This is a genomic window from Pseudarthrobacter sp. BIM B-2242 (genome assembly GCF_014764445.1).
Taxonomy (GTDB): domain Bacteria; phylum Actinomycetota; class Actinomycetes; order Actinomycetales; family Micrococcaceae; genus Arthrobacter; species Arthrobacter luteus_A.
Map to the genome: position 1 here is coordinate 4,138,265 of NZ_CP061721.1, position 15,982 is coordinate 4,154,246.

Here is a 15,982-nt window from a genome sequence, read left to right on the forward strand (position 1 = left end):
GAGTTCTCAAACAACAGACACACCCGGCACCACCACCAGCACTAAACAGCCGTGGATCGCTCCGGAGCAACTTTTCAAACTTACCCGGTCTCGGCCAGCTTTGCAAATCAGCGTTTCCGCGATTTCCTGCTCCGACGAACCGGCCCCACCCGTACCTGACACACCAGAAAGTGCGCCATTCTCAGGCTGTTGAAGAAGGGGGCTTGTCGCTATTTTCCCGCATCAGCGGCGGCGACTCAGAAAACAATACACGCCCCCAACCCACACCGCAAATCCACCACCAACACCACCCCCAAACCCCCAAAAACCCCGCCAACACACCAAACCCGGACCCTCCCCAACGCAAAACAGGCCCCCACAGCCGGCATCCGACACTGTTCCCTGAATCACACCCCATGGTGCCTCCAAGCCAGCGGCGCTCCACCCCATTTCCTATGGGTCACACCGAACCGTCACCGCAAGCGCCCGGCAAACTAGCCTGCCCCGTGGAAGACCGTCCCGGCCTTAACGGCCAGGCTGACCGGGGCAAGGCCTTCAGGCACGCTAACCAAGTCACCCAAACTAAGTTGGCTTTCCGCTCCAGGCGGGTATGCCCGCCGCCTGTCAGCCTGCGGGCATACCCGCCCTGATGTCGCGCACAGCGCCGGCGTCAACGACATGAGTCACACCGAAGAGGACCACTAAGCCTCGGATCGCGTTAGAGGTCTAGGGCCAAGACAACCAATGCAGAAATGCGGCTGCCCGATGGCGTATGCATCCTCCGCGGGTAAAATGAGGCGAAATTCGCCTATGAACGTACTCGTTCCGATAGAGGAGCCGGTTGTCGCGAGGCAGCCTGCTGATCTCCTTGCCGGCCGGTGGAACATAGCGATGGCGCTGACCAGCAAGGGATACGCCGGCTCGATGAGTGACGGCAGCCAGGCTGGCATGGAGCTTTTACCGGCCGCCCCCCAAGTTCGAGCCATTATTGCGGACGCCATTTGGCGCACCCGTACCAGTTAGGTCGCCAACGGCAGAACCCCTGCCGGCGACAACCGAGCCGGAGGCGAGATCCGCCGCCAACCGCAAGAGCCTGGCCAGATTCCCGTACCAGAGGCCCTCGACTGAGAGCCCGCGAACTGAACGTTCGTAATCCTGCCGCCTACCGGCGAACCGCTGGTTGTGGGGGCAACGGCGGCACGTACACCGGGCAGCCGCACAGGTGCTAGGCCAGCGAGCGAGGCCTGATCTGTGTCACCGCTGCGCGTGGACCGACCCGAAGTAGCGCCTGCCGGACCTGAACACGATAGGTACGACGTCCATGCGCACCTCGTCGACCAGACCCGCGGCAAGCACCTGGCCGTCGACGAAGCGAAACGGCGCCGCGGCGTTCCACCCCTCAGAGTCACTCGGGCCGATGCGTCACCACGACCACATAGTCGGCCCCTGCCTGAGGCTTCCCGTCCCAGCCGTCCGCCGTGTCGAAAACGTGGCGGATGGCAACGGTCGCCCCGATCTGGGCCCAGTGCGCCCGGGTGTAGTCGGAGGACCGCTGCGACACCTTCAAATGCCCCGTTATCGTCCGACCCACGTCACCGCTGGACAACCAATCGAACAGGCGTCCGGGCTTGTCGTTTCCGTCCGCGATGAACCCGTCCACCGACACCGAGCCGTACATGACCACCTTGCCCATGGGGGAGCTCTTTTATGCTTTGAGGTGCCCCGGATTAGCGCCTCAGTATCTCCGAAGTACCCCATATCGGGGTGGGGTGGTCGTCGTTTACGGGGCTCCTCGGGAGGCACCGGGGTGTTTCCGGTTGTCGGTTGGGCGCCAGGGCCGACCGGCGCCGATCAACGGCAAACGCGCGGGGTGCCGGGTGATAGTTGCCCGCCGCAGCTGGCCGGGTCGTACTGGAACTGTCGGAGCTCTGGCGGGCATCGGCAGGCGACGGCGATCTTCGCGGCCCAACCGACTGCAGCTCCCGCGAGGGGCGTTCGAGAACGATGTAGCCACCGTTAGGTACCTTGGGCTTGGGCACGCGCCGTCGATGACGGCGGCAACATCCGTCCGCTATCAAGGCACCGCTCCGATGCCACGACCGATTGTGGCTCCGCACATGTCGTCAAGATAGACGCTGTCACGACCTGCCTGCATGACCTGGCCGAGCGGTACTGGCTAAGTCTTCGACCTGACTTGGCTCATTTGCTTAGCGCGTGAGTTTCGGGTTGTGGAGGGCGTCGAGAATGGCCTGGTGCTCGGCGGCGATGTCCCGGGCAAAATGCCTGGTTGGCGCCGTTGATGGCGATGGTCGCTGATCACAGGGACCTGAGTTGTTTGATGACGTTACGAACTGCCAGGCCTGTCTTGTTCTGGACAGTCCGGGAGACCGCAATCGCGGTGAAAACGGTGGTCAGGTGCGCCTCGATAGCGTCGCGGGTGCGGTGGAACATGGGTCCGGCCCGCAAGTCTGTCTTGCTCATCCGGAACGACTGCTCGACGTGCCACCGGTCGTGGTAGGAGCCGATGACTTCCCCTGCGGCCATGATGTTTGCGGCGATGTTCGTCACGTAGCCTTTCAGCCCGACGAATTGCCGGGCACGCGCTGTGAGGCTTCGTCCAGGCTCGGTTTCCCGCCGGCGGTACTGACGAACCATGGGGTCCGGGCTGATTTCTGTCCCTCGATGACCTCGCGGGCCCGGTTCTCCTGGGCCGTGAGCGGGGTGTTGTCATGGACGGCCCGTTTGCGGGAGTACGCCCGAACTGCCCGCCAGGAGCCGGGGTGCGCGGCAGGGTCCCAGACGGGTTCTGCGCGCAGGTCGGGTGGTTCTCGTTCGTATGGCCGGTCCTGGGAGTTGTGTGTCGATCAGTTGCCCGGCGCTGAACGCGTCGCCGTGCCAGCGGAAATGCGAGGCCAGGTCATTCGGCGCTTTCGTCATCCGGGAGCCGACGATGAACCGCAGGTTCGCCTCGTCCAGCTCGCGCAGGTTGCCCGCTGAGAGCATGCCGGCATCGGCGACAACGACCATGTCGGCCAAGCCGTGGCGGGCTTGGAACTGCTTGATGATCGGGACGATGGTCGCGGTTTCGGCCTTGTTGCCCTCGAAGCAGCCGATCTCCAGCGGGTGGGTAACGTGCCGTCGATGATGGAGGCAACATCCGTCCCCTCTCAAGGCACTGCTCCGATGCAATGACCGATTATGGCTCCGGACATGTCGTCAAAACGCTGTCACGATCTGCCCGTATGACCTGGCCGAGCGGTACCGGCTAAATGTTCGACGGCGGTGCTGTGGGTGTGGGGCACTAGGCCTGTGCACCTCGGGGTTTTGCCCGCGTTGAGTGAGAGAGGGTCAGCGGTTTTCGCGCGTTAAGTGAGAGAGCGTTGCAGGTGGGCTTGGTTTGGCCGGTTTTTTGGTGTGGTGGTTAAATGTGGGAGACCCCCCGACACGTGTGTTGGGGGGTCTCGACCTAATGGTGTTCCGGCGGTGACCTACTCTCCCACACCCTCCCGGGTGCAGTACCATCGGCGCTGTGGGTCTTAGCTTCCGGGTTCGGAATGGGACCGGGCGTTTCCCCCACGCTATGACCGCCGTAACCCTTGCTCCGCACCCTGTCCTGGCTGTGCCGGGCGGGGTGGGAAATCTGTGGTTACAACATGCTTCCTGCCGGTGAGGGCAGGTGTGGTGTTGATTATTGTGTTGTGTTTTTTGTTCCCTGCAACAAATGGGTTTGTTGTTTGGGAACCACATAGTGGACGCAAGCAGTCTTGTTATCTTTGTACTCTCCCCATGGGTGTGAACGTCTTTTGAATCCGTTCACGAGGAGAGTGTGTGGTGTAAGTTATCGGCCTATTAGTACCGGTCAGCTTCACGAGTCGTTAGTCCTCGCTTCCACATCCGGCCTATCAACCCAGTGGTCTGGCTGGGGGCCTCTCACACACAAGGTGTATGGAAATCTCATCTCGAAGCGAGCTTCCCGCTTAGATGCTTTCAGCGGTTATCCCATCCGAACGTAGCTAATCAGCGGTGCACTTGGCAGTACAACTGACACACCAGAGGTTCGTCCGTCCCGGTCCTCTCGTACTAAGGACAGCCCTTCTCAAATTTCCTGCGCGCGCAGCGGATAGGGACCGAACTGTCTCACGACGTTCTAAACCCAGCTCGCGTACCGCTTTAATGGGCGAACAGCCCAACCCTTGGGACCTACTCCAGCCCCAGGATGCGACGAGCCGACATCGAGGTGCCAAACCATGCCGTCGATATGGACTCTTGGGCAAGATCAGCCTGTTATCCCCGAGGTACCTTTTATCCGTTGAGCGACGGCCATTCCACAATGTACCGCCGGATCACTAGTCCCGACTTTCGTCCCTGCTCGAGATGTCTCTCTCACAGTCAAGCTCCCTTGTGCACTTACACTCGACACCTGATTGCCAACCAGGCTGAGGGAACCTTTGGGCGCCTCCGTTACTTTTTAGGAGGCAACCGCCCCAGTTAAACTACCCATCAGGCACTGTCCCTGACCCGGATTACGGGCCGAAGTTAGATGTCCAAAGTGACCAGAGTGGTATTTCAACGATGACTCCACCCGAACTGGCGTCCGGGCTTCAACGTCTCCCACCTATCCTACACAAGCCACTCCGAACACCAATACCAAACTATAGTAAAGGTCTCGGGGTCTTTCCGTCCTGCTGCGCGTAACGAGCATCTTTACTCGTACTGCAATTTCGCCGAGTTTATGGTTGAGACAGCGGGGAAGTCGTTACTCCATTCGTGCAGGTCGGAACTTACCCGACAAGGAATTTCGCTACCTTAGGATGGTTATAGTTACCACCGCCGTTTACTGGGGCTTAAATTCTCAGCTTCGCCGCGAACGGCTAACCGGTCCTCTTAACCTTCCAGCACCGGGCAGGAGTCAGTCCGTATACATCGTCTTGCGACTTCGCACGGACCTGTGTTTTTAGTAAACAGTCGCTTCCCCCTGGTCTCTGCGGCCCCGATCCCCTCCCACCAGCGCGTGGTGTTCAAGGTTGGGGCCCCCCTTCTCCCGAAGTTACGGGGGCATTTTGCCGAGTTCCTTAACCATAATTCTCTCGATCGCCTTAGTATTCTCTACCTGATCACCTGTGTCGGTTTGGGGTACGGGCGGCTAAAACCTCGCGTCGATGCTTTTCTCGGCAGCATAGGATCACCAAATCCCCCCTCACGGGGGTCCCATCAGATCTCAGGCATCATGAACAGCGGATTTGCCTACCGTTCGCCCTACATCCTTAGACCGGGACAACCATCGCCCGGCTTGGCTACCTTCCTGCGTCACACCTGTTAATACGCTTGCCTCCCAGGATCAGGTCCCGCGCTCCACCAAAACCCTTCCACCACAAGGGCGGTCAGGCAGGTTTCGGGCGGTTAGTATCCCCTGTTCAACATGGACGGTTTTTCGCCGGTACGGGAATATCAACCCGTTGTCCATCGACTACGCCTGTCGGCCTCGCCTTAGGTCCCGACTTACCCAGGGCAGATTAGCTTGACCCTGGAACCCTTGATCATTCGGCGGACGGGTTTCTCACCCGTCTTTCGCTACTCATGCCTGCATTCTCACTCGTGTAGGCTCCACCGCTGGTTTACACCGCGACTTCACTGCCCACACGACGCTCCCCTACCACTCCAAACGCCTGAACCAACCCCACAAGGGAGCGGCTTGGCTAATATTTGAAATCCACAACTTCGGCGGTGTACTTGAGCCCCGCTACATTGTCGGCGCGGAATCACTTGACCAGTGAGCTATTACGCACTCTTTTAAGGATGGCTGCTTCTAAGCCAACCTCCTGGTTGTCTTCGCAACTCCACATCCTTTCCCACTTAGCACACGCTTAGGGGCCTTAGTTGGTGGTCTGGGCTGTTTCCCTCTCGACTATGAAGCTTATCCCCCACAGTCTCACTGCTGCGCTCTCACTTACCGGCATTCGGAGTTTGGCTGACGTCAGTAACCTTGTAGGGCCCATTAGCCATCCAGTAGCTCTACCTCCAGCAAGAAACACGCAACGCTGCACCTAAATGCATTTCGGGGAGAACCAGCTATCACGAAGTTTGATTGGCCTTTCACCCCTACCCACAGCTCATCCCCTCCATTTTCAACTGAAGTGGGTTCGGTCCTCCACGACGTCTTACCGTCGCTTCAACCTGGCCATGGGTAGATCACTTCGCTTCGGGTCTAGATCACGCCACTGCAACGCCCTATTCAGACTCGCTTTCGCTACGGCTTCCCCACACGGGTTAACCTCGCGACGTAACACTAACTCGCAGGCTCATTCTTCAAAAGGCACGCCGTCACCAGAATCAGACTGGCTCCGACGGATTGTAAGCACACGGTTTCAGGTACTGTTTCACTCCCCTCCCGGGGTACTTTTCACCTTTCCCTCACGGTACTGGTCCGCTATCGGTCATTAGGGAGTATTTAGGCTTATCAGGTGGTCCTGACAGATTCGCACGGGATTTCTCGGGCCCCGTGCTACTTGGGATACTCTCCAGGCGGCACAAAACATTTCGGTTACGGGGCTCACACCCTCTCTGGCCGGCCTTTCAAGACCGTTCACCTATGCCTGCACATCACACCTCACTGTCCCGGCAGAGACAGTATGGAAAGTCCCACAACCCCGACCATGCAACGCCCGCCGGCTATCACACATGGAACGGTTTAGCCTGATCCGCGTTCGCTCGCCACTACTAACGGAATCACTATTGTTTTCTCTTCCTGCGGGTACTGAGATGTTTCACTTCCCCGCGTTCCCTCCACGCACCCTATGTGTTCAGATGCGGGTCACCAGGCAGATCGCTCCCCTGGCGGGGTTTCCCCATTCGGACACCCTGGGATCACAGTCCGGTTATCGACTCCCCCAGGCTTATCGCAGATTCCTACGTCCTTCTTCGGCTCCTAATGCCAAGGCATCCACCGTGTGCTCTTAAAAACTTGACCACAAAAGATCAAAAAACTACTTCACGAGAGAACCATGAAAACCATCACTCCATCCCGAAAGACAGAACAACAGATCCAGGTTCATATTCTTGGAAATTGCTTCTTATAAAAGATGCTCGCGTCCACTATGTAGTTCTCAAACAACAACCCCAAACCACACACCCCACACACACAAACGTGCGCGATCGATGCAGCCAGGAAACCAGAAACAAACAAACCCGGAACCCTCCCCAAGGGAAGAACCCCGGCCCTGTTGCCTCAGGACCCAACAGTGTGCCAAACACTAAACCACCCACCCCCGCTCCCGCACCGTTCCAGGACAGGCATCCGAAGAGACTATCCGTACTAGGCAAGAAGAAGAAACACGCGGCCGCTATTTGTTGATATTCCACCCGTGAGCACCCGCCGCAGAACTTACGTCTGCGCAACGGGCATATACTCCTGACAACCCCGCCACACTCACATAACGTGAGGCACGGTGACTGTAGGTGCTCCTTAGAAAGGAGGTGATCCAGCCGCACCTTCCGGTACGGCTACCTTGTTACGACTTAGTCCCAATCGCCAGTCCCACCTTCGACAGCTCCCTCCCCGTAAGGGGTTAGGCCACCGGCTTCGGGTGTTACCAACTTTCGTGACTTGACGGGCGGTGTGTACAAGGCCCGGGAACGTATTCACCGCAGCGTTGCTGATCTGCGATTACTAGCGACTCCGACTTCATGGGGTCGAGTTGCAGACCCCAATCCGAACTGAGACCGGCTTTTTGGGATTAGCTCCACCTCACAGTATCGCAACCCTTTGTACCGGCCATTGTAGCATGCGTGAAGCCCAAGACATAAGGGGCATGATGATTTGACGTCGTCCCCACCTTCCTCCGAGTTGACCCCGGCAGTCTCCTATGAGTCCCCGCCATAACGCGCTGGCAACATAGAACGAGGGTTGCGCTCGTTGCGGGACTTAACCCAACATCTCACGACACGAGCTGACGACAACCATGCACCACCTGTGAACCGACCGCAAGCGGGGCACCTGTTTCCAGGTATTTCCAGTCCATGTCAAGCCTTGGTAAGGTTCTTCGCGTTGCATCGAATTAATCCGCATGCTCCGCCGCTTGTGCGGGCCCCCGTCAATTCCTTTGAGTTTTAGCCTTGCGGCCGTACTCCCCAGGCGGGGCACTTAATGCGTTAGCTACGGCGCGGAAAACGTGGAATGTCCCCCACACCTAGTGCCCAACGTTTACGGCATGGACTACCAGGGTATCTAATCCTGTTCGCTCCCCATGCTTTCGCTCCTCAGCGTCAGTTAATGCCCAGAGACCTGCCTTCGCCATCGGTGTTCCTCCTGATATCTGCGCATTTCACCGCTACACCAGGAATTCCAGTCTCCCCTACATCACTCTAGTCTGCCCGTACCCACCGCAGATCCGGAGTTGAGCCCCGGACTTTCACGGCAGACGCGACAAACCGCCTACGAGCTCTTTACGCCCAATAATTCCGGATAACGCTTGCGCCCTACGTATTACCGCGGCTGCTGGCACGTAGTTAGCCGGCGCTTCTTCTGCAGGTACCGTCACTTTCGCTTCTTCCCTACTGAAAGAGGTTTACAACCCGAAGGCCGTCATCCCTCACGCGGCGTCGCTGCATCAGGCTTTCGCCCATTGTGCAATATTCCCCACTGCTGCCTCCCGTAGGAGTCTGGGCCGTGTCTCAGTCCCAGTGTGGCCGGTCACCCTCTCAGGCCGGCTACCCGTCGTCGCCTTGGTGAGCCATTACCTCACCAACAAGCTGATAGGCCGCGAGTCCATCCAAAACCACAAAAAGCTTTCCACCCCCCACCATGCGATGAGGAGTCATATCCGGTATTAGACCCAGTTTCCCAGGCTTATCCCAGAGTCAAGGGCAGGTTACTCACGTGTTACTCACCCGTTCGCCACTAATCCCCCCACAAGTGAGGTTCATCGTTCGACTTGCATGTGTTAAGCACGCCGCCAGCGTTCATCCTGAGCCAGGATCAAACTCTCCGTTGAAGTAAAACAAAAACGAACACAACACAGAAACCACGGAAATAACGCGGCAACCGCACTGCAAAATTTGAAACCAGCTGTAAAAACCAGACCACACCACAGGGGCGGCATGACCCGGCAAATTCAACCAATTCAATACAATAAATTGGTATCAACAAACTTGGCACACTATTGAGTTCTCAAACAACAGACACACCCGGCACCACCACCAGCACTAAACAGCCGTGGATCGCTCCGGAGCAACTTTTCAAACTTACCCGGTTCCTCGCTGCGATGCAAATCCATCTTTCAGGACCCGCATCAGCGGAAAACACATTCTCAACCCAATCTGAAGCGCTCGAAAGAACTACCAGAATTTGGTCTTGAATTTGGGGGTTTTTGCCATCCGCGGTTACCAGCTCTTCGCTGTCTCCCTGCGGCGACTTAGAAAACAATACACCCGCTGGCGCCCCACCGCAAATCATCCCCGGCAGAGGTCCTGTTCCCCGTGATTCCGCGGAAGATGCGGTCACTAGGCACCCAGGATAGGCGCCGCCGTCGTGCATTCCCTTTGTGTGGTGCAGCACAGGCATGGATCCCGACAATCCGGAGCAAATGCACTTGCGGCGGTTAAAAGCAGAAGGGCCGGCAACCAAGCGGTTGCCGGCCCTTCTCAAGCAGCTGGAATCAGCGGTGCTGGATTACCAGGAAGACTTGGTGATGCCCGGGAGCTCACCACGGTGAGCCATGTCGCGGAAGCGAACACGGGAGATACCGAACTTCTGGAAGGTACCGCGGGGACGGCCGTCGATGATGTCGCGGTTACGCAGACGGATCGGGGACGCGTTGCGGGGCAGCTTCTGCAGGCCGAGGCGTGCAGCTTCGCGTGCTTCGTCGGTTGAGTTGGGGTCAACCAGGGCCTTCTTCAGCTCGAGGCGCTTTGCAGCGTAACGCTCAACGATGACCTTGCGCTGCTCATTGCGAGCAATCTTGGACTTCTTAGCCATGGTTTAGCGCTCCTCTCGGAATTCGACGTGCTGGCGGATCTTGGGGTCGTACTTCTTCAGAACCATACGGTCCGGGTTGTTACGACGGTTCTTACGCGTTACGTAGGTGTAACCCGTGCCCGCAGTCGACTTGAGCTTGATGATCGGACGTACGTCCTTGTCCTTAGCCACTAGAGCTTCACCCCACGAGCCAGGATTGCGGCGACGACAACGTCGATGCCGCGTACGTCGATGGTCTTGATGCCACGAGCAGAAACCTGCAGCGTGACGTTACGGCGCAGGGACGGAACCCAGTAGCGCTTCTTCTGAATGTTCGGATCGAACCGACGCTTGTTGCGGCGGTGCGAGTGCGAAATGCTGTGCCCAAAGCCCGGCTCGGCTCCGGTCACTTGGCAGTGTGCTGCCATGACTTCTCCTCAAGAATTGAAAGTAATGATCCGCATATCTGCTGCAGGATCATGCGTCTGAGTGCGACCCAAAATGATCAGGGTGAACGGTTAGTCACGCAACTTGAGCCCCTAACTACCGGCTACCCTGGAGAAATTTACCGGGCCACCGGAGCAATTGCGCACGCTCCGCGCACTTAGCGCCTACCAAGTCTACGAGTTCACGCAATTAAAGACCAATCCTGGCTCGGACGGTGTATAAGGTAGCCGGCGCTGGTGCCAGGCATTCATAGCTGGCGGACCGCTATTTTCACAGCTGAATGAAAGCTTCGGTGCCCATCGTTGAAGCATGAAGACACAGCTCCAGCCGGCCAATCCGGCGCTAAGCCGTTCCGGCCACACAGAGCCGTTCTCCGCCGGACGTCCCGCTCCGGGCCGGTTCGCGCGGCAGCACCGGCAGCGGACGCTCCGCGCCGATGCCCTGACCGTCATCGCCTGCAGTTCCGTGGCAGCCGCCGTGGCATTGTGGTTGGCCGACGGCGGCGCAACAGTAATCAATTCGCCCGCTTCCGCGGTGACCGCCGCGGGCATCGTGGCGGGGTTGGCCGGCATGGACGTTGTCCTGCTGATGCTCCTCCTGGCGGCCAGGATCCCGGTGGTGGACCGAACCTTCGGCCATGATCGCGCCCTGGAATTCCACCGCAGGCTGGGCAAACCATCGTTGTACCTGCTTCTGGCGCATGGGCTGCTGCTCGCCGCGGGGTACGGCATGGCAGAAGGGCTGGACCCCGTCAGTGAGTCGGTTGCTTTGTGGACGCTGGTTCCGGACATGTGGCTGGCCTTTGTCTCCATCGGCCTGTTCATCGGTGTGGTGATCACCTCGCTCGTGGCCGTCCGACGCCGTTTCCCCTACGAATTCTGGTACGTCGTCCACCTGCTGACGTATGCCGCCGTCGGCAGTTCCCTCCCCCACCAGTTCAGCGTGGGCGGGTTGTTCGCCGAGGGAACCTGGCAGCGGTGGTACTGGCTGGCAGTCTGCACCGCAACCGGCGCGGCCCTCCTCTACTACCGTGTTGCACGGCCCCTGATGGCCACGTGCCGGCACCAGCTCACCGTCAGCCGGGTGACCGGTGTGGCCCCTGGCGTCGTGAACATTGAGATGACCGGCCGGGACCTTGACAGGCTCGCCGGGAACGGCGGACGGTTCCTCGTCTGGCGCTTCCTCGCCCCGGGCTTCTGGTGGCATCCGCACCCCTTCAGCCTGTCAGCCGAACCGCTGGCGCCGGGGCGGGACGGCAAGTCAGCCCTCCGCATCACGGTCCGGAACCTTGGCCGCGGCTCGGCCCGACTCATGAGACTGCGGCCGGGCACGAAGGTGGCCGTGGAAGGACCGTACGGAATGTTCGGCACAGCTGCGCGCACCAGGGAAAAGGTGGTGATGATCGGAGCGGGCATTGGCATCACCCCGCTGCGCGCCCTGCTGGAAAGCACGCCATTCGCCCCCGGGAACGCCACCATCCTGCTGCGCGGGCACAGCGAACAGGAGCTCTATCTGGGCTCCGAGATCCTCGAACTCTGTGAGGACCGCGGTGCCAGGCTGTTCCATCTGACCGGTCCGCGCGTTCAGTGGGACACCAACAGCTGGTTGCCCGAGGATGCCGTCCGCGCCGGCTACAACGTGGCCTCGTACGCACCGGACATTGCTGATTCGGACGTCTACATCTGCGGGCCGCAAGCCTGGGCCCGCAACGTCATCTCCGCTACCCACGCTGCCGGCGTCGGGACGGACCAAATCCATCACGAAAGGTTCGACTGGTGAAAGCACGGGGAGCTTTATCCGCAGCAATCGCCTCCGCCGGGATCCTCGTGGCCGGCTGGCAGGCCGGCACCCAGGTCGCGGGCGTCAGCACCACCACCAGCAGTACGACGGCGGCAGGCACCGGCGGTGCCGCGCCCACCGGCGGTGCCGCGCCCTCCAGCGGTGCGGCATCCTCCGGTACGTCGGGCCCCTCTGGTTCTCCCGCGGACTCCGGCTCCTCCAGCAGCGCATCCGCTGCAGGAACGTACACAGGATCGGTGGTGCAAACAAGGTTCGGCGCAGTGCAGGTTCAGATCGCGGTCAACGCCGGAAAGATCACTGAGGTCACTGCCCTTCAGCTGACCGACGACGACCGTAAATCCATTCAGATCAGCAACCGGGCCGCCCCGCTGCTGCGAAGTGAGGTCCTGGCTGCACAGTCTGCGCAGGTCAAGACCATCAGCGGCGCCACTGTCACCAGCAACGCGTACCTCTCGTCCCTACAGGCAGCCATCGATGCCGCGAACCTTTGAGAGCTCATCCTCGGCTGAGCCCCCGCACCCGAGGCCGCGCCTGAAGGCCGGGACATTCCGCAGCATGGGCACGGTGGTCAGCCTGACCATGCCGGTGGACGCATCCGCAGGAGGCGCCTCAGCCGAGGATGAGCCTCCAAGGGCCACCGCCGTCGTCGAACGCATTTTCGGTGAACTGGATCAGACGTTCAGCCTGTACCGCACGGATTCGGAGGCGAGCCGCCTGGCGCGCGGCGAGCTGTCGCTGCGCGATGCGTCGGCCGGTATGCGCAGACGGTACGAGGACGCGCTGGAGTGGCGGCTCCGCACCGAAGGCGCGTTCACGCCGGAAAGACCGGACGGTGCGCTGGACCTTTCCGGGCTCATCAAGGCGTACGCGATCCACGAGGCGGGTGCGTCGCTGCTGGCGCTCGGACGCCCGGACTGGTGCCTGAACGCAGGCGGGGACGTCCTGGTCAGCGGCTCTCCCGCGCCGGGAACCGCAGAGCCGTGGGAGGCCGGGATCGTGGATCCCGCTGACCGCGGCGTTCTGCTCGCCGGCTACCCCCTGGGCGGACGACGGCGGCACGCGGCGCTGGCGACGTCGGGTTCCGCTGAGCGGGGGGACCACATTTGGAGTGGCACCTCGAAAAAGAAGGCCTTTGTCCAGGTGTCGGTTGCCGCTGCGGACATGGAGACAGCCGACGTCCTGGCCACGGCGATCGTTGCAGGTGGCCTACCCATGCTGGACAGGGCCACGGCCCACTGGGACATCGCCGTCCTGGCAGTGGGCCCGGACGGTGCCCTGCTGGGGACTCCGGACTTCCGCGGTCAGTAACCTGCCAGGACTTTCACTTCAGAGGCGTGTGAGTTGGGGATACTTCGGTGATAGTCCATCGCCGGAGGACCTGCCGGTGACGCGGCGGACCACCCACGGGCCGGCGAATTCGCGGACCCACCGGGCGTTTGCGCGAATGGCTTCGGCGCGGCTGAGTTCCGGTACCGGGGTCATGGGCGGGACATCGATCGAGTGGTCGTGTTCCAGCACAGTCAGTACCCGCTTGGCCATGTTGGCGTGCCCGGCTGCGGACATGTGCATCCGGTCCTTGGCCCACATGCCCCAGTCGTAGTACTCGCTGAACCGCCAGTAGTCCACCAGCAGCGCACCGTGGTCACCGGCGATGCCGCGGACCAGCTCGTTGTAGATGGCAGTGCGGCCGCGCATGGTGCTGAACACCTTGGAACCGCGGGCGTCGAAACCCGTGAACATCACGACGGTGGCACCGGTTGCGGTCAGTTTGCGGATGCCGGCGTCGTACTCAGTCAGCAGGTCATCGATGTCGATCCTGGGCCGCAGGATGTCGTTGGCACCAGCGTAAATGGTCACCAGGGTGGGGTTAAGTTCGACGGCGGCGTCCACCTGCTCTGCCATGATCTGGCGGAGCTTCCTGCCGCGGATAGCCAAATTGGCGTAGCCGAAGGCGGGATCCGCCGCGCCCAACTGCTCCGCCACACGGTCGGCCCAGCCGCGCAGCCCGTTGGGGCGCCCGGGGTCATCATCGCCGACGCCCTCCGTGAACGAATCACCGAGGGCTACATAGCGGGTGGAAAAGTCCATGCCTAGGCCTGGCCGTCCTTTTCGCGGAGGATCCAATGGTCCTCGTCCAGGCGCGCAACGATTTTCTCGCTGATGCGGGCCAGGTCGTTGACATCACGGTCGGTGAGGGCGTCCAGAAACTTGGTGCGGACTGCCTCCACGTGCCCCGGTGCGAGTTCCACCAGAGTGGCCATCCCGACGTCGGACAGGTGCGCCGTGGTGACACGCGCATCACGCGGATGCGGGCGCCGCTCCAGCCAGCCGCGCTTTTCCAGCTTGGACACGACGTGCGAAAGCCGGGACAGCGAGGAACTGGTGCGGGCTGCCAGTTGGCTCATGGGGAGGAAATGGCCCTCTGCCTCTGACAGCATGGCCATGACGTTGTAGTCGAACAGCGACACTTTGCCGGCAGTGTGGAGCTGGCTGTCCAGTGCGGCGGGAAGCAGTGTGTTGATGCTCAGGATCGCCAGCCAGGCACGGCGTTCATCGGCGTTGAGCCAGCGCGGTTCGGTCATGGGTCCAGTCTAGGAGACAAACTCCTTGACGGTTCAAGTGCCCCGCGCGGGCACGGGTAGGCTGGCCCTATGTTTGTTGTGTCGCTGACCTACAAGGTGCCCGAAGACATCGTCGATTATCACCGCCCCGCGCACATGGCCTGGGTTAAACAGGCGTTCGACGACGGCGTCTTCCTCGCGTCCGGACGTTTAGTTCCAGCCGTTGGCGGTGTGCTGTTGTCCAAGGCGGACCGGGCCACCCTTGATGCGGCTTTGGCCAAGGACCCTTTCTACAGCAACGGCGTGGCCGAGTTCGAGGTCATCGAGTTCACTGCCACCACTGTGGCGGAGGGCTATGAGAACCTGCTGGACACCTAGGTCTTTTTCGCCTTTGCGCGTTTCTCGGCCAACTTCCTGAGGCCGCCTTTCCGCGGTACCTTGACGGGCTCGGGCCAGCGTGGGCTCAGCGCATCCCCCAGCGTGATTCCCCTGATCTTGCGGCCGAAGAGTGGCAGCACCCAGTCACTCACCCACCGCCGCTGCCGCTGCTCCCACTCGCGCAGGCTCAGCCTCGCCGGCGGGTCCCATTCCTTGGGCCGGATCTTGTGCGGCACCCCCAAGTGGTCCAACACCTGCCCGGCGAGGTACTTGTGGCCCGCCTTGGACATGTGGAGCCGGTCCGAATCCCACATCCGCCGGTCATGGAAGGCGTCCAGGCACCAGTAGTCCACGAGGACAGCCCCGTACTTAACGGCGATCTCCCGGACCCGCTGGTTGTAGATGGTGTTCCGCTTCTTGAGCAGCTCCAGCACTGCCGACACCTTGACGTCGAAGCCCGTGAACAGGACCAGCGTGGCTCCGCTCCCGGCAAGCCGCGCCACGAGGTCTTCGTACTCATCCATCAGGACGGCCATGTCCGTGCCGATGTCGAGGAGATCGTTGCCGCCGGCGTAAAGGGTGATCAGTGCCGGTCTCATGGCCAGCGCCGGTTCCAGCTGTTCGCCCGAGATGTGGCGCAGGCGTTTGCTCCGGATGGCCAGGTTGGCGTACTCCCAGCCCGGCTCGGCCTTTGCCAGCTTCTCAGCCACCCGGTCGGCCCAGCCACGCACGCCGTTGGGCAGCCGCTCATCCCGGTCCCCGACGCCCTCGGTAAAGGAATCCCCCAGGGCTACGAAGACGCGCCGCCCGCTTTGGGGCAACAAAGGATCACCAACCACCCGGCCACCCTAACTATCCGAAAAAG

12 protein-coding genes, 3 rRNA genes and 1 pseudogene are annotated in these 15,982 nt (G+C 60.8%); 4 read left to right on the forward strand and 12 right to left on the reverse strand.

All coding sequences use genetic code 11. The annotated features are described in order from the left end of the window. Positions 1–1,239: 1,239 nt before the first annotated feature. The 9 genes and pseudogenes from IDT60_RS19080 to rpmB form a co-directional block, all read right to left on the reverse strand. Positions 1,240–1,672 (reverse strand): annotated as a pseudogene (locus IDT60_RS19080) (dihydrofolate reductase); the annotation flags it as partial. 623 nt (positions 1,673–2,295) lie between these two features. After that, positions 2,296–2,634: a transposase gene (locus IDT60_RS23605; protein WP_191080255.1), complete on the reverse strand. Its 339-nt coding sequence runs from the start codon at positions 2,632–2,634 to the stop codon at positions 2,296–2,298. A gap of 72 nt (positions 2,635–2,706) precedes the next feature. After that, a complete protein-coding gene (locus tag IDT60_RS23610; RefSeq protein WP_370590706.1) occupies positions 2,707–3,150 on the reverse strand; it encodes a hypothetical protein in 444 nt (147 codons plus the stop codon). Between the two features lie 304 nt (positions 3,151–3,454). Continuing rightward, a 5S ribosomal RNA gene (gene rrf, locus IDT60_RS19095) occupies positions 3,455–3,571 on the reverse strand. 236 nt (positions 3,572–3,807) lie between these two features. Beyond that, a 23S ribosomal RNA gene (locus IDT60_RS19100) occupies positions 3,808–6,946 on the reverse strand. A 499-nt stretch (positions 6,947–7,445) separates the two neighbouring features. Beyond that, a 16S ribosomal RNA gene (locus tag IDT60_RS19105) occupies positions 7,446–8,969 on the reverse strand. Together the 16S, 23S and 5S rRNA genes form the textbook arrangement of a ribosomal RNA operon. 677 nt (positions 8,970–9,646) lie before the next feature. Further along, the gene (gene rpsN / locus IDT60_RS19110) at positions 9,647–9,952 is read right to left on the reverse strand and encodes a 30S ribosomal protein S14 (RefSeq protein WP_164204161.1); all 306 of its coding nucleotides are present in this window, start codon (positions 9,950–9,952) and stop codon (positions 9,647–9,649) included. Positions 9,953–9,955: 3 nt separating this feature from the next. Beyond that, complete coding sequence (gene rpmG / locus IDT60_RS19115; protein ID WP_164204159.1) at positions 9,956–10,123, reverse strand: 50S ribosomal protein L33; 168 nt, start codon at positions 10,121–10,123, stop codon at positions 9,956–9,958. Continuing rightward, on the reverse strand, positions 10,123–10,359 hold the full coding sequence (gene rpmB / locus IDT60_RS19120; protein ID WP_011693744.1) for a 50S ribosomal protein L28: 237 nt from the start codon (positions 10,357–10,359) through the stop codon (positions 10,123–10,125). The genes rpmG and rpmB overlap by 1 nt, the downstream gene beginning before the upstream one ends. A gap of 328 nt (positions 10,360–10,687) precedes the next feature. Here rpmB and IDT60_RS19125 point away from each other — a divergent pair, with 328 nt between their 5' ends. The 3 genes from IDT60_RS19125 (at position 10,688) to IDT60_RS19135 (ending at position 13,486) form a co-directional block, all read left to right on the forward strand. Continuing rightward, a complete protein-coding gene (locus IDT60_RS19125) occupies positions 10,688–12,157 on the forward strand; it encodes a ferric reductase-like transmembrane domain-containing protein (RefSeq protein WP_191080257.1) in 1,470 nt (489 codons plus the stop codon). Further along, positions 12,154–12,669 carry an FMN-binding protein gene (locus tag IDT60_RS19130; protein ID WP_191080258.1) on the forward strand — a complete coding sequence of 172 codons (516 nt, stop codon included), beginning with the start codon at positions 12,154–12,156 and terminating at the stop codon, positions 12,667–12,669. Before IDT60_RS19125 ends, IDT60_RS19130 begins: the two co-directional genes overlap by 4 nt. A gap of 64 nt (positions 12,670–12,733) precedes the next feature. Then, positions 12,734–13,486 (forward strand): FAD:protein FMN transferase, encoded by a 753-nt coding sequence (locus IDT60_RS19135; RefSeq protein WP_191082028.1) that lies wholly within the window; start codon positions 12,734–12,736, stop codon positions 13,484–13,486. 18 nt (positions 13,487–13,504) lie between these two features. On the opposite strand, the gene IDT60_RS19140 is transcribed toward IDT60_RS19135, so the two are convergent. Both IDT60_RS19140 and IDT60_RS19145 read right to left on the reverse strand, forming a co-directional pair. Beyond that, positions 13,505–14,266, reverse strand: coding sequence for an SGNH/GDSL hydrolase family protein (locus tag IDT60_RS19140; protein ID WP_191080259.1), 762 nt, complete (start codon positions 14,264–14,266; stop codon positions 13,505–13,507). Between the two features lie 2 nt (positions 14,267–14,268). Beyond that, complete coding sequence (locus IDT60_RS19145; protein WP_164204155.1) at positions 14,269–14,760, reverse strand: MarR family winged helix-turn-helix transcriptional regulator; 492 nt, start codon at positions 14,758–14,760, stop codon at positions 14,269–14,271. A gap of 69 nt (positions 14,761–14,829) precedes the next feature. Here IDT60_RS19145 and IDT60_RS19150 point away from each other — a divergent pair, with 69 nt between their 5' ends. Then, a complete protein-coding gene (locus IDT60_RS19150; RefSeq protein WP_164204153.1) occupies positions 14,830–15,117 on the forward strand; it encodes a YciI family protein in 288 nt (95 codons plus the stop codon). On the opposite strand, the gene IDT60_RS19155 is transcribed toward IDT60_RS19150, so the two are convergent. Then, positions 15,114–15,956, reverse strand: a complete 843-nt coding sequence (locus IDT60_RS19155) for an SGNH/GDSL hydrolase family protein (RefSeq protein ID WP_191080260.1) — start codon at positions 15,954–15,956, stop codon at positions 15,114–15,116. The genes IDT60_RS19150 and IDT60_RS19155 overlap by 4 nt on opposite strands. Between the last annotated feature and the right edge of the window lie 26 nt (positions 15,957–15,982).

What these genes read in the sequence shown, in the direction of transcription:
- rpsN (WP_164204161.1), bottom strand. Translation starts at nt 9,952, where the DNA reads ATGGCTAAGAAGTCCAAGATTGCTCGCAATGAGCAGCGCAAGGTCATC.
- IDT60_RS19125 (WP_191080257.1), top strand. Translation starts at nt 10,688, where the DNA reads ATGAAGACACAGCTCCAGCCGGCCAATCCGGCGCTAAGCCGTTCCGGC.
- rpmB (WP_011693744.1), bottom strand. Translation starts at nt 10,359, where the DNA reads ATGGCAGCACACTGCCAAGTGACCGGAGCCGAGCCGGGCTTTGGGCAC.
- IDT60_RS19145 (WP_164204155.1), bottom strand. Translation starts at nt 14,760, where the DNA reads ATGACCGAACCGCGCTGGCTCAACGCCGATGAACGCCGTGCCTGGCTG.
- IDT60_RS19150 (WP_164204153.1), top strand. Translation starts at nt 14,830, where the DNA reads ATGTTTGTTGTGTCGCTGACCTACAAGGTGCCCGAAGACATCGTCGAT.
- IDT60_RS19135 (WP_191082028.1), top strand. Translation starts at nt 12,734, where the DNA reads ATGGGCACGGTGGTCAGCCTGACCATGCCGGTGGACGCATCCGCAGGA.
- IDT60_RS19140 (WP_191080259.1), bottom strand. Translation starts at nt 14,266, where the DNA reads ATGGACTTTTCCACCCGCTATGTAGCCCTCGGTGATTCGTTCACGGAG.
- IDT60_RS23605 (WP_191080255.1), bottom strand. Translation starts at nt 2,634, where the DNA reads ATGGTTCGTCAGTACCGCCGGCGGGAAACCGAGCCTGGACGAAGCCTC.